Here is a 15,546-nt window from a genome sequence, read left to right as displayed (position 1 = left end):
GCGGAATGCTTCCAGCCTCAGGCATCCCTTCTCTATCACCGGTTTCCAGCCTACTCTTCCTCATCATTGCATGTAAAATATAACCTCATTTGTTTGAAACTATTATAATCCAGGGCCATTTACAAGTCAAGACCTGTCCCCGCTTTCAATTTTGTGGATACAGTCCATCCTGGCTCATGATCACCTTACCCCTGAATACCTTATTTATGGTGTTTAAAAGCTCGGTATTCTTTATCTTATCGCAGCCGTGTATGGTAATTTTGGTCGGAGCAATGGTTATGAGTGAGCTTATGAGCAAATCGTCATAGCTCATCTCGGTATCCGATATCTCCTTGGCCAGCTCCTTGAGTATGTCGTTGTTTATGACCCTCATGCTGTCATCCAGCAGTATATATTTCCTGTCGTCGTCCACCAGTACGTGGACCTCCCTCACCTTTGGCTCCTGGATCTCCACAAAATACCTGAGCAGCTTGATAAACTCGTTGTACTCCCTTTCCACCAGAAGCTCTTCTATTACCTTATCCACCGTTCCCATCAATTCCTGCAGGAAGTCCTTTAGCCTAAACCGTATAAAACCATCTACTATGAGTTCATCGTGCGCATCCAGGTGTTCCAAAATTCGCTGCCTTATGGGCCCATGCCATTTGTCCCTCAATTGGCTAAACAGGTGCTCGTATTCTTTTCCTTCAAACATGGCGTTTAGCACTTCCTGCTTTATCTGCTCCCTATCCTCATTCTCCAAATAAAAATATTCGTCCTTTATAACCCTCTCGAGCATGGTATGTTGTAAGCCATTTACGATAAAATCCGACAAGATATCGGCAATACGGTTTTTGAGGTCATCCCTCAACTGGCTCCATGCCTCATAACTGTCGGATTCGCTGGTCATATAATTTATAAACAGCAGGTCGCCTGCTTTTCTTTCTTCAATTTTAAACCCTTGGAACCTAATATCTTCCAACTTTTCTATAACCGAATTCATAAGGCCAAGGTTGCGTGCCTCAAAACCGATTGAAAAAAAGTGCATCACATCACTCCCTTCACTCAAATCCCTTGACCCAATTGACTTTTAAGCCAATCCGTCCTGATTCTCGGTAAACATTATATGCGCTATTTATAAAATAGTTGATTCATATTGTAGTATTCCCAACAAGGCGCTAAACTCATGATGCATTAAATGGTTATGTAGCACAACGTTTACAATTTAAAAATAAAAATTGGGAACGAGCCTTAAAATGCCCGTCCCCCAATGTCGCCCAAACTCCTGCGCGATTACAGCTTGCTTCCATCATCCAGTCCCTGGCCAATCCTCTTGTATATGTCAATCCTCTCGTTAAGGTCGGGATACCGGCGCACTATATCCGGTGAAAACATGCCCTTGTTTATATCTCGAGTGGCCATCTTCTCATGGCCAATTAAAGCCCATGTGGCATCTATCAAATTTTTGAATTCCTCATTCCTCAAATGAGTACACACAAAGGACTGCCTGGGAGAATTTATATCCTCACCGCTTATCTGGAAAAATCCGTATTTTTCGCACAAGGCCTTTACCCTTTTAAGCTGTTGTAAGGTGTTTCGCGAAGGCATGTAGGTCACCGCATGAAATCCCAGCTGGCTTATCACTTCAAACAGCAGCTCGAGATAATCATCTTCAAACTTCTGGCTCTTCTTGTCACCGGTGACCGAATCTCCTACATCGCCCAAATAGGCATAGGCCAAAATAGCCCCGATATTTCTTGCCAGCTCAACCACTTCCCTGACATCAGGGCATTCCAGGGTGGCATCGATATAAAACCGCGGAACCAGGTCGCTCTTCAAAGCCCCCAGCAGGTCATATTCGTAAAATCGATTATCAGCATCTCGAAGGTACCCGGCCACCCTTGGATTGAGCTGTAGCCCCAATTCGTTCATCAAAAAATCTACTAGGGCCTGGCCTTTCCCGAATTTGGCCACCAGCTTAAGGGAAAGGGCGTACAGCAGGTGGCGCTCGGTTATGCTCCCCCCTTCATGGCTTTTTGATAGGGGTACGACGTCGTCCTCAAAGCTTAAACGGACCCCATAGGGCTTAAAAATCTCATTGATCCTGTCCACCATCAAAGCATTTCGCTTATTCCTCTCCTTGACATAAGGAGCAAAAAACGCTTTCACATTATCGATCTGATTATGCGGGATGCCGTGTATGGCTACATAGGCAATGGACTTCTGATCGGGATTGTTGATCCTCCTACCCTTCAAGGGGGTATTGGAAAAGTCGGCCCGGCATTCAACCCCTATGGTGGTGGCAATGCCCGCAATTTGCCCCGCTTCCATGAATTCCCTAGCCCCGCTTATGGAGTCATGGTCCATAATGCCGGCGGTTTTTAGCCCTGCCCTGTAAGCCATCCATATGGCCTTTGTGGGAGAATAGGGCGAAAAGGAATATGTAGTGTGTATGTGGTTGTTGACATCATCTCCCTGCAGAGGCCTTTCTATTTCCCCCTCCTGCACTTTTTGCATCAATGCCCTTAAAGCCTCCAGCCTAACGCTTACATCGTCGTGGTTTAACTGCTGCTCATACACCATTACATCAGCATCCATTATAAATACCTCCTACTTTCCTTGAGTTAAGCCATCTTTTCATCTAATGGCCTTTTATCCCATGGGAGTATATACCACAGCAGCCTTAGTGGCCCCATCCGTATAACTATCCCATGAGCAATGAAAAGAAATTAGCCGTCCCCTAGCCATATCTCGCGACTAACTACGCAAAAGTCCGAGGCAATTAAATGCCAGGGAGTGAATCTACTATCATGTTACACCAATTAAAAATAAAGGGCAAGAACATTGACGCAATCGCTATAGAAACTTGTCTTTCAACATATGAAGGCCCTTTTATTCACCTAGATATGCGATCCCACTGGGCTCTCTCCCCACCCTAATATCGGCTAATTTCCTCCCCGCCTTCCAGTCTACTACACATACCCGATCTTCCTTAGGGACCGTTACATACGCGTACATACCATTTTCATCTAGCGTTATATCGCATACAGCTTCCCCTATCCTGATGCTGCGCACCACCGACTTGGAAGCCAAGTCTATGACCTCCAGCACGCCCTCCGCATCGCAGGAAGTCACAAGTAAAAAGCTCCCATCGTCTGTCTCCAGCAGGGTATGGGGGATGCATCCCACGGCAATCTCATGATAAACTGCACCTTTAGACAGATCAACCAGCAACACTCTGTTAAATAGCCCGTGGTTATGGAAATAACAACCTACATATAGGATATCGCCTTTTGAGCTGAACTTGACCTGAACCGGATAGCCTTCTATCACCATCCTTTTCACCAGCCTATAACCTTCGGTTTCTATAAGCCATATATCCTGAGAGTTGATATGGGCTATGGCCAAAAGAGAAAGGTAAGGATGGCAGTCAATCCCCTGAGGCGCCGACCCTACGGGTATTTGGCTGACAACGTCCATATCATCACCATTTTTCACAACCGAAATGGAATCGGAATCGGCATTGGTAACATATACGGTATGGGTTCTGTCGCATACCGCAATGCAGCTAGGACAACGACCTACGGGCAGGATTTTTTGTACAACGCCACAATCCAGATCAAGGCAGGCCAGAGAACTATCAAGAGCTTGGACTACCAGCAGAGTCGAGGTGTCCTTCATCTTGGCAAGGGCGCATGGTCCCGTCCCGGCTCCCAAATGGATTCGATGCTCTTCCCTCCTAAAACGAGGGTTCAAAAAGGATATGCTATCTTCTCCTTTGTTGGAGACTGCAATCTTTCCCTGCCATATCATAAAAACAAATACCCCCATCGGATTTTCTCTGCAACAAGCGATTACTTCATTATATGAACGCCTGTTGCAGAAGGTACCCAACAGGGGTTAAACGCCCATTTTAGGCTTTCATATGCGGGGATATAAAATGCGCTCCAGCAATTGCCTGCCGTTTAAAGCTATGCTTTTTCTTTTGGCCTCTTTCAGCAGGCAGATGTAAACGCTTTTTAACCACCGCACCTTTTCGCTATCCAAATGGGAATCTTCCGCTTTTCTCCAGAGCATCAATGCCCTGTGCACCAGCTCCAGGAATACATCGTTTTCGTCCCTTTTAACATCGCCACTTTGCACCATACCACCAGCTCTCATCTCAAACCTTCAAGTCCTTACAGTAAATATCTATGATGGCATGGCCAATAAAATTCACTCATTTACTTAAAAATGAGAATTTCTCATGTCAAGGGCAATAATACAGGGCTTAAGGGCTTAAAGGCTTAAGATGGCTTTAATAGCCCGCGGACCTTCCCTATCAAATACAGCGACCCCGTAAACAGCAGCACGCCATCTTCAGCTACCCTCTTAAGCCCCATGGCAACCGCCTTTTCAATATCAGACTCCACCGTAACGTCCGGGCAATACCCCCTCACCTTAATTGCCAGCTCATCAGGCTCCATAGCCCTGGGGCTGTCGGGCTTAGTCACAATGACCGACTCAGCCAGAGGACAAAGATGTTTGACTATGGCATCGGCATCCTTGTCCTTCAGCATGCCTATGACCAGAGTCACAGGCTTCCCATCATAGTACTCTTTAATGGCACTGGCTAAAACCTGGGCCCCCGATTCGTTATGGGCCCCATCCAAAATCACATAAGGCCGGCGCCTCACCACTTCCAGCCGCCCTGGCCAAACTGCGCGCTCCATACCTCTATACACCGCATCATCGGGAATGGCTATGCCCTCCCTCCTCAATACAGCTACAGCAGTCAAGGCAGTAGCGGCATTGAGTATCTGATGGCGCCCCGTCAACCGTATAACTACGTTCGAAAATTTTTCTCCCCCAAAGGAATAATTGAAGACCTGCCTTCCCACCTGGGAAGCAACTACCTCTATGCTCTCTTCATCTACCTCAAACAGAGGAGCGCAGCGCTCCCGGGATACCCTCCGTATAACAGATATGACTTCCGGATGCTGGGGGTATGTCACCACCGGTCTGCCCTGCTTTATGATGCCCGCCTTTTCGGCGGCAATCTTTTCCAGAGTATCCCCCAGCACGTCCATGTGATCATAGCTTATGGAGGTTATGACCGATACGAGGGGGTTTACCACATTGGTGGCATCGAGGCGGCCACCCAATCCCACCTCTACCACAGCGCAGTCCACCTGCCTTTCGGCAAAGTATGTAAAGCCTATGGCGGTGACTACCTCAAACTCGGTGGGATGGGTTTTGCCCTCGCTTACCATCTCCACTACCTTTTCTTTAACCCGCTCCGTTATGCGTGCCAGCTCATGAGGCTCTATCTCCTTTAAATCCACCTGAATCCTCTCGGTAAATCTTTCAAGGTATGGGGATATAAACATCCCCACCCTATAACCGGCCTCATGCAGCACATGGGCCAGCATGGAAGTGACCGAGCCCTTTCCATTGGTCCCGGCCACATGCACTGCTCTAAACCGTTCATGGGGATTGCCCAGGCGCTGTAGCAAATCCTTTATGTTCTCAAGGCCCAGCTTGGAACCAAACCTGTAAGTGCCGTGTATAAATTCAAGCGCTTCCTCATAGTTCATCCGACATCCTCCTGCAAATTCACTTTCTCATGCTATTGAGCGCCTCAATGCGGCTCAACACCTTGGCCATCATATCCTGATACTTCTCTTTCTTCTTTCGCTCCTCTTCCACCACCGCCGGCGGCGCTTTCTCCACAAAATTGCGGTTGGAAAGCTTGTTTTCCACCCGGGCCAGCTCCTTCTCTAGGTTGGCCTTCTCCTTGAGGAGGCGCTCCATCTCCTTCTCGAAATCCACCAGATCCTCGAGGGGCATAAATATCTGCGCCTTATCGGTCACAGCCGAAACAGCGTTGGACGGTATGCCCTCTTTATCCCTCTGGAGCACCACCTCAGAGGCCCAAGCCAGCTTTTCAAAATATGCCTTGCTATTCTCGAAGATGTCCATCCAATCATGGTTGACCACCAGTATCACCTTGGCCCTGCGGGACGGTGGCACTTCCATCTCGGCCCTTATATTCCTTATGCTCCTTATGGCATCCATCACGGCAGCCATCTGCTCTTCGGCCTGGGCATCCAGCTCTTCTTCCCTTACCTTGGGCCAGGATGAAACCATTATGCTGTCGCACTCGCGATTGGGCAAGTGCTGCCATATCTCCTCGGTGATAAATGGCATAAAGGGATGCAGCAGCTTCAGAACATTGGATAGCACATAGGTTAGGGTATACAGCTTTGACTCCTTAAGCTCCACGTCCTGGCCGTACAGTCCCGGCTTTGCAAGCTCGATGTACCAGTCACAGAATTCATCCCATATGAAATCGTACAGCTTCTGTACGGCTATGCCCAGCTCAAACTTCTCCAGGTTGTCGGTGACTTCTCTTATAAGGCGGTTGCACCTGCTTATGATCCAGCGATCGGGAAGCTCCAGCTTTACCTTCCGCGGTTTATCTATGCCCGAGCTTTGCATGTTCATCAATATGAACCTGGCGGCATTCCACAGCTTGTTGCAGAAGTTGCGGCTGGCTTCCACCCTCTCCCAATAGAAGCGCATGTCATTGCCCGGCGAATTCCCGGTCACCAAGGTGAGGCGCAGGGCATCTGCCCCGTATTTCTCGATCACCTCGAGGGGGTCTATGCCGTTCCCTAGGGATTTGCTCATCTTCCGCCCTTCGGAGTCCCTGACTATGCCGTGGATGAAGACATATCTGAAGGGCACATCGCCCATGTGCTCCAATCCCGAGAATATCATCCTGGCCACCCAGAAGAATATGATGTCGTATCCAGTGACCAGCACGCTAGTCGGATAGAAGTATTTAAGGTCTTCGGTCTCATCGGGCCAGCCCAGGGTGGAGAAGGGCCACAGCGCCGAGCTGAACCAGGTATCCAATACGTCCTCGTCCTGCTTTATATTGGTGCTGCCGCACTTGGTGCATCTCTCCGGCATGCTACGCTCAACCATGGTATAGTCGCAATCCTGACAATAGTACGCCGGGATCCTGTGCCCCCACCACAGCTGCCTGGAAATGCACCAATCCTTTATGTTCTCCATCCAGTTGAAGTAGATCTTTTCAAATCGCTCGGGCACGAATTTGATTCTGCCCTCCTTAACAGCCTTTATGGCCGGCTCAGCCAGGGGCTTCATCTTAACAAACCACTGCTTTGAAATGATGGGTTCAACCACGGTGCCGCATCTATAGCAGTGCCCCACATTGTGCTTAATGGGTTCCACCTTTTCAAGCAGTCCCAGGCTCTTTAGCTCTTCCACAATGGCCTTTCTCGCCTCATACCGATCCATACCCTGGTACTTCCCTGCATTGTGGTTCATAAAGCCCTTCTCGTCCATGACACAAACCCATGGTAGGCCGTGCCTTACGCCCACCTCAAAGTCGTTGGGGTCATGAGCGGGAGTGATTTTCACAGCACCCGTTCCAAATTCGCGCTCTACGTATTCATCGGCGATTATGGGTATCTCCCTGTTCATGATGGGCAGTATAACCGTCTTTCCGATGAGGTGGCGGTATCGCTCATCCTCGGGGTGTACGGCAACGGCGGTATCCCCCAGCATGGTCTCTGGCCTTGTGGTGGCCACCGTTATGCTCTCCTGGCTATCCTTCACTGGATAGCGTACGTACCAGAGATTGCCCTGCTCCTCCTCGTGCTCCACTTCGGCATCCGACAGGGCGGTCTTGCAGTCGGGACACCAGTTTATTATCCTATCCCCACGGTAGATAAGGCCTTTTTTGTAAAGGCGCACAAACACCTCCAACACTGCCCTGCTACAGCCCTCGTCCATGGTAAACCTTTCCCTGGACCAGTCAAGGGATGCGCCCAGCTTTTTAAGCTGCTGCGTGATCCTGCCCCCGTACTGTTCCTTCCACTGCCAGGCTCTCTTCAAAAATTCCTCTCGCCCCAAATCGTTTTTGGTGAGCCCCTCCTCAGCCAGCTTCTCGACTATCTTTAGCTCGGTAGCGATGCTGGCATGGTCGGTCCCGGGAAGCCATAAAGTCACATACCCCTGCATCCTCCTCCAGCGTACCAGTATGTCCTGCAGGGTATTGTCCAAAGCATGTCCCATGTGAAGCTGACCCGTGATGTTGGGTGGGGGAATAACGATACAAAAGGGCTCCTTGTTCCAGTCTACCTCGGCCCTGAAGTACCCCTTGTCCATCCACATGCGGTATATTCGATCTTCTACCTGACTTGGGTCATAAGTCTTGTCCAACAACTTATCCGGCATGTCCCACTACCTCCCATTTTCAAAATGTATACAATATTTTAAACGTCCCCAGTATCACAAGGATTAGACCGGCCAGTTTGATGGCTACCGTCCACTTCATCTCCTGCTCCGGGGGTGGCTTTATGGCATGAGCCACAATCCATCTACCACCGTATCCCAATATGCCGCCCAGCAGCATAAGAACCATCCCCACCGGATCTATTTGCTTTAACTCCAACAAGTTCGCAACACTCCCCTTCAACAAAAAATCCTTCATCCCGTAAAGGACGAAGGATCAAGCTCCGCGGTACCACCTTTAGTCCTGCCGTTACAAGTGCAAAATTATAGCACTTGCCCGCCCCTCCCCCTACAGCAGCCGCCACGCATCTGGAACCGTAGGAGTTGCGGTAAGCCGACAGGCACTCATTTGCATAACGGTAGCACTCCGTTTCAGCCTACTGCCATTCAGCTGAAATGCTCCGAAGCGACCTTCCACCCCGCCCTATCGCCCAAGGAGGCCTCTCAGCCACGGACCCCCCTCTCTGGTGGGAAGCGAGGTGTACTCCTCTTCTTCATCGCATCTTGCCACTATTTGTGTTGTTTTTATTATACGACAAGCATGAATTTTGTCAAGTAGCAGTTATATGCAGCAGAACTCCTTCACCCCACACCACTGGCAGGCCTTTCCATCACCCTTTGGGTACTCATCAAAGGGCCTACATCCCAAAATGGCGGGGGCTACATCCATTAGCCGCTCCACCAAAGCAGCCATACTCTCCTCATCGATGGGTACCTCCACGGCAATGGGGCCGTCCAGGAAATACAGCAAAGCCTGAGCCACATCCACCTTCCTGCCCTGATAGACCAGAAAACGGTTCAAAGCCCAGGCGTATGACAGCAACTGCCTGGCATAATAATCCCTCTTTTGTTCAACGTCTGCCTGGTTGTATATCCTGTTGGTCTTGTAATCTATCAGCCTGGCCTTAAGCCGTTCCCCGTCTTCATATATATCTATCCTGTCTACTACCCCTGAAAAGTATAGTCCTTGTCTTAAAGGCACCATAAAGGAGTGCTCCTTAAGGCTACAAATTACGCGGCCGCTCCACCTTTGCCTTTCCCTGTTTTCAATCTCCCAGAACCCTTCAATACACTTTAGGCACCGTGCTCTGGTGGCACCGTCTATCCCCGCCAAACCCTCATCGGATAAAAAGCCAGCTTGGCTGAAATTGATCACGTCTATTTCTTTTAAAATCTGATGGACCATTATCCCTAATTGTGCAAAATCGCAATCGGATGGCCCTTCGACGTATTCATCGTAGTATGACGATGCGTAAAGGCTGTCAGGACTTTTAATGCCGGCAATCTCCTCTATATAAAACTTTCGGGGACAGCTCATATATCTCATCCAGGAGGATATGCTGATCACGCCGCCTATGGCCGGTTGACAGCGGCTTAATGCCCTCATATACCGCTCATCCGTACTTATGCCTTTTACCTTTTCTGCAGCTATTATGTTCCTCATGGAATCCATAACCCTTTTATACGTTTGAACCTGCTCATCGTCATGCCCCACCAGCTCACCGGCATCGATCTCAGCCATCTCCTCAATTGTCCCGCATTTTTGCAGGCTCCATGTGAGCTGCTTCATGAAGGTGTTGAGCTTATCCAGCTTGCCTTTGTTGCTTTTAGCATCAATTTGAACGATAAGGCCCAGGTACTCCCGTGCGCGGGTTGCCGCTACATAAAAGAGGCGCTTGGATTCCTCAATCTCGCATTCAAGCTTTTTCTGGAATAACCTTTGATACTCGGGGTTGGCCTTTTCGCTGAATTTCCCGTTCTCATCCATTCCTATGGCCACCAGATTGCAACCCTCATCCACCAGATATAAAGGCTTATCCCTTTTGGTCTGAAAATCCACTTCGGAATCCATATCAGGCAAAAGCACCGCCCTAAACTCCAACCCCTTGGATGCGTGGATGGTCAGGATCTTAACGGCGTCGCTATCCTCGCTGTCCAGTACGGCTTCCTGCTCCCGCACCGCGCTGTTCTTCAATGCGTTTACGTAGTCAAGAAAGCGCCTTGCACTGTGGCTCCCTTGTTCTTCAAACTCACGGGCTATCTGCATAAGCTTCTCTACGTTGCGCAGCTTCCTTTCACCATAGGGCAGGGCGGCTAAAATGTGGTCGTATCCTGTAATCCGTATAAGCAGGTCCAAAAGTTGGGCGGCATTCAGCAGGCCTCCCTGCTGTGAAATCTTTTTGAAAACATCAGCTGCCCTCTTAACTATCCATAGCTCCTCGCCTTTGATTTCATTTATAAATCCTTCAAATATGCCGCTCAAATCATGCTTGGAACCGCCGTAATTCCTTATGAATTGGGCAAACTGCACCAGCAGGTCATCGGAAAAGCCGAAGATGGGCGAACGCAGTGCTGAAAAGAGGGCCAGTTTATCACCCGGATAAAAAGCCAGGCGGTACAGAGACAGCATATCGATCACTTCGGCAGCCTCCCAAAAACCTATGCCGCCCAGTATGCAATACGGTATGCCAAAAGTCGTCAATGCCCGTTCAATCTGAACGAGGGAGGTCCTGCTCCGCAAAAGCACCGCTATATCGCCGTATTTAAAGCCCCTGGAGAGCAGCCTTTTGACGGCTTTTCCCACCACCTCGGCTTTTTTGTAGTCCTTGCTGCTGGTTAAAAGCTGAGTGCCATAGCCCTCTTCCAGCACGCTCTCCAGCTTTTGGTTGCTTTCTTCCTCTCCCAGCAGCTTTTTGGCAGTTTCCCACCTGTTCTTTAAATCAGCTTCCTTTTGCTCCCTGTAGCTCCATGTTATAAGCTCAACCTGGTACTCCCTGTTTTGGCTCTCATCCCAGGGCTCAATATCCTCATAATACTCCAGTATGTTGCTGAATACCTTGTTGACAAAGCCTATTATGGTCCTGCTGCTTCGGTGGCAGGTCTTGAGGGATACCTCCTTACCTCCGCTTTCAACTATTTCTTTGCAGGCATCGTTGAATATAGTATAGTCCGACCCTCTGAAGCCATATATGGACTGTTTTATATCGCCCACGATGAAGAGGCGCCCGGGAGGTATACGGCCGTCCTTTTTAACGAGCAGGTCCAGTATCCGCTTTTGAAGCGGGTTCAAGTCCTGAAACTCGTCCACCATGATGGCAGCAAACTTTTCAAAACAATGATCCCGCACACCGGGATTTTGAAGCAGTTTAAGGGTGAGTATTTCAAGGTCGTTGAAATCCAGCACATTTTCCGTGTCCTTGTAGCGGCTGTATTCCTCATAAAGGGCCGTTATGAGCTGTCTCCCCACTTCTTCAAGGGCAGATGTTAGATCGTCACCTTGCTTTTCGCGATTGCTTTGCCCACCATCCACCTCTCCTTTAGGTTCCCATCCCTTGCCCCTTAAGGCTTTAAAGGCCGAAATAACGCCTATTTTGAGCTCATCGGTAAAAAACGAAACCGAAAGCCTTTGGGCAATAAGCCTTACCTCCTGGCTGTCCCGGTGCTGGTCCAAAAACTTGAGGATGACGTCATCAGCTATTTGGGAGAGGGCCAGCTCGGCCTCAGCCTCATCCATGACCTTAAACTGCGGATCAAGCCCCAGCAAGGCAAAATTCTCCCGCAACAGCCTCGCACAAAACCCATGGATGGTATCTATGTTGGCAGCGCTCATGCGCATCCTGAGGTCAGAAAGCCTTTTCTTTTCAGCCATGTCGCTGCTTTGGTCAATCCTCTTTGAAAGTTCCCGTCGAATCCTGTCCTTCATCTCAGCCGCCGCTTTCCTGGTAAAAGTTATGGCGACAATGTTTTCAAGATCCATATCCGGGTTTTCAAGCAGCAGCCTCATAAACCGCTGGGTGAGGACCCTGGTTTTGCCCGAACCCGCTCCTGCCTTGACCGCCATGCTCGAGCTGATATCAAGGGCCCTTGCCTGCTCCTCATTCAAGTCATACCTCTCGCGTATATAAGCTAAGCTGTCAATCATTGATTACACCCACCTTTCTGGACAGCCTCACCTCGTTATGCCTGCACATGCTCCTGTATGCACACCCAAAAATCTCTCTGGGGCATACGGGCGGTGGCATGAAATGCCCCTTGCGCATCTTCTCAACCATCCTTAATGCCTCTCTCAGATTCCAGGCAAGTATTACCTCCATGTTGGAATAGGTAGGAACATCCCTTGGACCTTTTCTGCCCTCAAAAAGCGCCCTCTTTATATCCTTTGAAACGATGCCGTCCCATTTCAATTCTTCAATGCTGTAGTAGAGCAGGGCCATGCAGCGCACGTCCTCCATACCCGTTTTCCTTTTAATAACGTGGCGGACGCCTGCATAATAAAGGGGTAACTGAAAATCCTTGCCTTCGATAAAATCCCTTAGCTGCTTGATGCCTTTTTTCTTGTAGTCATATATAATATATCTGCCGGTGAAATTCCCTTGCTCGTCGCACTCCACATCAACCCTGTCAACTATGCCCGATATTACGACCATTCCATTTGGGGTATTTATGCCCACCCGCAGGGGGTACTCAAGCAGCGCCGGCTTCAATTTACAACCCGTGGCAGCATAATACCTGCGCATGTTTTGAGCATCATGGCAGATAAAGTTAAACAGGGTATTCTTTAGCTCCTCAACGGCATATCCTTTAAGCGGCGATGGTATATGGCTTAAATTGACATCTTGCAGCTTCTGATCAAACACCCGGTTAAACCTGTCGGCATCGGGATTTAGGGGATCACAATCATCCTGGTAGTATGCTTTAAGCACCGCATGATAAAAGCTGCTAATGCCCATGTTAGCCATCAAGTCCTGGTCTTCAGCCTCAACATCAAACATGGCTTTGGCGAAATAGCTGAACGGACACTTGGCGTACTCATTTATGCGCGAAACCGAAACTATATATGCCATATCCTGCTGAAGTTCAGGTGGCGTACTCAGCTTTCCATCGTATGAGTCAAAGACTGGAGCGAATTCCCTGGAGAATTCAACGCAGGAGGCGTACGCTGGATATTTAAGGTGTTCCAGAATCTCCGGAACGCGTATGCCTGCCCTCAAATCATCGCTGGTATCACCGCTGTTTCGCAGCATGGTGCCTATGGCCTTTACGGCTTCCCTAAGGCTTAGAGGATGGCCGCTAAAGGCCATCCTGTCCCGCATGGTTACACGACCTTTTACTACATGCTCCCTGCTTTCTTCATCTATTGCCGACAACACCTCGTCTATAAAGGGAGACTGGTTCATCACGCTGCCATCTTCATCCAGGGTGCGGTAGGACAGATACAGCTTTTGCCTGGCTGCCGCAATGCAGGCGTTAAACCTTATCTTTTCCCGCTCAAGCTCCCATGAGGCAGGCATGAGATTGATCCCCAGCCTAAAAAGCCAGTCAGCTTCATAGCCGTCAAATATCTTAACAGCGTTATTTACGGACGGAAATACCCCCTCGTTGAGGCCCAGCACAAAAACGGCATAATACCTCTGCCCTCTCATGAGGTCGGGGGAGATAAGCTTAACGCCCCCCGAGAAATTCCCAATACCATCCGCATCAAGAGAGGACAGGCTTTCAACGATATAGCGCATGACATCATGCCCTGAATACCGCACTTCTTTAAGGGAAGCGTAGCTGCTGTAAATCTCCTCCAAGCGCTGAAGGAGATCCATGGCCGTCGTCAAAGCCTTCATGTTTCCGAACCACATATCTGTATCTATGATGTTTCTTTGGCGTAACAGCGATATCCTTCCAGCAAGGTTTAAAGCCCCGAAATAGCCTTTTAAATGTCCAAAAAACCGATCAACACCATCAGAATCCAACTCGGGCTGCTGTGCCAATTTCCCGAGCTCATCCATGACGGTTATGACATCATCCACATAGTCCTTCATGCATGACTTCGCATATTCATCTTGCGTGCTGTCAAAATAAAGGGCCAGAAAAGCGGAATATGGGTCGTCGCGATTGGACTGAAGGGCATCCTGGGCCATCTCCATAAGCCTGGCATTGCTAAACCCCTCAAAATTCAGTAACTCCTCTGGTAGAAGGTACATCGATGTAACCATGGTGATGAAGCAGTCATCCCGTTCTTCCTGATAAAGCACGTATTTGAGCATTGCCATTACGTCCTTCAAAAGCAACATGCTGCTGATTTTGCCTCCGTATCTGACATTGAGCGGTATGCCGTATTCTTCAAACACATCTACTGCCTTGTCCAAATATGATTTCATATCCGCTACCACAACCGCTATTTCATCAGGCCTTACTTTCAACTCCTGTATCATCTTCTTTATGGAGCCTGCCGCTATCCTCAATTCATGGTCTATACAGGGGCTGTTGCGTATAAGCAGGCTATCTTCGCTCATCTTTAGACGAGGCTTTGCAGAATAAAGCTGGGAAGCCAGGTTCAAAAGCTCTATGTTGTCGCCTTCATCGTTGGAAAGGTCGGCGAAAGGCAAAGAGCTTGACTGGGCTTGGGGCATATCATCGCCTGGGCTAAATGCAGAACCGGCATTTGAGGCGCCTTGCAAGCTATCGGCCCCTACAATTTCAAACCCCAACTTTACAAAATCACCTATTATTCCATTTAGCAAGAAATCCTCATTGTGCACATTCCTATAAGGAACGTTGACATGGACCTCTATATGAGGAAAATGCTCCATTATACGCCTCACAAGCTCCATATTGACGGGATCTACATTCACAAATCCATCAATCACTATGACTTTTACGCCGTTAAATATGCTGGCTCTATGGCATTTTGCAACTGCCTCAAAGGAGATGTCATCGACATCCATAACGCCTTTTTTGGCCTTGATGCCTTCATATTTGGAATATATCTCGTAAAAGCTCATACATTTTTTGAGGAGGTTACCCCCGCAAACCGATGTCTTTGAGAAAAACTGCTCTGGGGTTATGTATGAGCGTTTGAGCAACCTTATGGCGTTCATAACCTGATTTATAAACCCAGGCCTATTCTTTGCCAAGCTAAAAAAATTATCGGAAGACAAGCCGTTCATGATGCCGCTCAACATCACTCGCTTTTCGGTGTCATCCATTACAGGCTTTTTGGAGCACGCTTCATCAACTATCATCCTCTCCAAATCGTCAAACCCTATGACATGGCAGTTAAATATTCCCCCCATGTGTTCCATAAAAAGCCGCCTTACGTCAAACATGGCCTCTCTCGATGGCAGTATGTATAATGCAGTAAAACCACTCTGTATGTGTTCGACACACTTTCTCACCAAATGTGTACGCCTCATGGCGGTATAGTGCTCATAGTATAACACCTTCATAATCCCATCTCCCGTTTTTCATCCTCAGTATGTTGCCAAA

General features: G+C 48.8%; 9 protein-coding genes and 1 other annotated feature. All 9 genes read right to left on the bottom strand.

The genetic code is table 11. The annotated features are described in order from the left end of the window. Positions 1–145: 145 nt before the first annotated feature. The 9 genes from ytxC to FWJ59_RS00810 all read right to left on the bottom strand — a co-directional run bounded on the left by ytxC (position 146) and on the right by FWJ59_RS00810 (position 15,506). On the bottom strand, positions 146–1,027 hold the full coding sequence (gene ytxC / locus FWJ59_RS00850; RefSeq protein WP_414480092.1) for a sporulation protein YtxC: 882 nt from the start codon (positions 1,025–1,027) through the stop codon (positions 146–148). A gap of 245 nt (positions 1,028–1,272) precedes the next feature. After that, positions 1,273–2,577 carry a PHP domain-containing protein gene (locus FWJ59_RS00845; RefSeq protein ID WP_414480091.1) on the bottom strand — a complete coding sequence of 435 codons (1,305 nt, stop codon included), beginning with the start codon at positions 2,575–2,577 and terminating at the stop codon, positions 1,273–1,275. A 294-nt stretch (positions 2,578–2,871) separates the two neighbouring features. After that, the gene (locus FWJ59_RS00840; protein WP_414480090.1) at positions 2,872–3,792 is read right to left on the bottom strand and encodes a YncE family protein; all 921 of its coding nucleotides are present in this window, start codon (positions 3,790–3,792) and stop codon (positions 2,872–2,874) included. 108 nt (positions 3,793–3,900) lie between these two features. Then, positions 3,901–4,140 (bottom strand): hypothetical protein, encoded by a 240-nt coding sequence (locus FWJ59_RS00835; RefSeq protein WP_414480089.1) that lies wholly within the window; start codon positions 4,138–4,140, stop codon positions 3,901–3,903. A 125-nt stretch (positions 4,141–4,265) separates the two neighbouring features. After that, the gene (locus FWJ59_RS00830; RefSeq protein WP_414480088.1) at positions 4,266–5,555 is read right to left on the bottom strand and encodes a bifunctional folylpolyglutamate synthase/dihydrofolate synthase; all 1,290 of its coding nucleotides are present in this window, start codon (positions 5,553–5,555) and stop codon (positions 4,266–4,268) included. Positions 5,556–5,574: 19 nt separating this feature from the next. Further along, positions 5,575–8,229, bottom strand: coding sequence for a valine--tRNA ligase (locus tag FWJ59_RS00825; RefSeq protein ID WP_414480087.1), 2,655 nt, complete (start codon positions 8,227–8,229; stop codon positions 5,575–5,577). 19 nt (positions 8,230–8,248) lie between these two features. Next, positions 8,249–8,449: a hypothetical protein gene (locus FWJ59_RS00820; RefSeq protein ID WP_414480086.1), complete on the bottom strand. Its 201-nt coding sequence runs from the start codon at positions 8,447–8,449 to the stop codon at positions 8,249–8,251. 39 nt (positions 8,450–8,488) lie between these two features. Next, positions 8,489–8,793: a binding site (T-box leader), on the bottom strand. A 55-nt stretch (positions 8,794–8,848) separates the two neighbouring features. Then, positions 8,849–12,208 carry a UvrD-helicase domain-containing protein gene (locus FWJ59_RS00815; protein WP_414480085.1) on the bottom strand — a complete coding sequence of 1,120 codons (3,360 nt, stop codon included), beginning with the start codon at positions 12,206–12,208 and terminating at the stop codon, positions 8,849–8,851. Further along, positions 12,201–15,506 carry a PD-(D/E)XK nuclease family protein gene (locus FWJ59_RS00810; RefSeq protein WP_414480084.1) on the bottom strand — a complete coding sequence of 1,102 codons (3,306 nt, stop codon included), beginning with the start codon at positions 15,504–15,506 and terminating at the stop codon, positions 12,201–12,203. The genes FWJ59_RS00815 and FWJ59_RS00810 overlap by 8 nt, the downstream gene beginning before the upstream one ends. Positions 15,507–15,546: the final 40 nt, after the last annotated feature.

The sequence above is a fragment of the Caldicoprobacter sp. genome (genome assembly GCF_047459465.1).
GTDB lineage: Bacteria > Bacillota > Clostridia > Caldicoprobacterales > Caldicoprobacteraceae > Caldicoprobacter.
The sequence above is the reverse complement of the archived record's forward strand: the minus strand, read 5'-3'. Positions and strand labels throughout refer to the sequence as shown.

What these genes read in the sequence shown, in the direction of transcription:
- FWJ59_RS00830 (WP_414480088.1), bottom strand. Translation starts at nt 5,555, where the DNA reads ATGAACTATGAGGAAGCGCTTGAATTTATACACGGCACTTACAGGTTT.
- FWJ59_RS00815 (WP_414480085.1), bottom strand. Translation starts at nt 12,208, where the DNA reads ATGATTGACAGCTTAGCTTATATACGCGAGAGGTATGACTTGAATGAG.
- FWJ59_RS00810 (WP_414480084.1), bottom strand. Translation starts at nt 15,506, where the DNA reads ATGAAGGTGTTATACTATGAGCACTATACCGCCATGAGGCGTACACAT.
- FWJ59_RS00845 (WP_414480091.1), bottom strand. Translation starts at nt 2,577, where the DNA reads ATGGATGCTGATGTAATGGTGTATGAGCAGCAGTTAAACCACGACGAT.
- ytxC (WP_414480092.1), bottom strand. Translation starts at nt 1,027, where the DNA reads ATGCACTTTTTTTCAATCGGTTTTGAGGCACGCAACCTTGGCCTTATG.
- FWJ59_RS00825 (WP_414480087.1), bottom strand. Translation starts at nt 8,229, where the DNA reads ATGCCGGATAAGTTGTTGGACAAGACTTATGACCCAAGTCAGGTAGAA.
- FWJ59_RS00835 (WP_414480089.1), bottom strand. Translation starts at nt 4,140, where the DNA reads ATGAGAGCTGGTGGTATGGTGCAAAGTGGCGATGTTAAAAGGGACGAA.
- FWJ59_RS00840 (WP_414480090.1), bottom strand. Translation starts at nt 3,792, where the DNA reads ATGATATGGCAGGGAAAGATTGCAGTCTCCAACAAAGGAGAAGATAGC.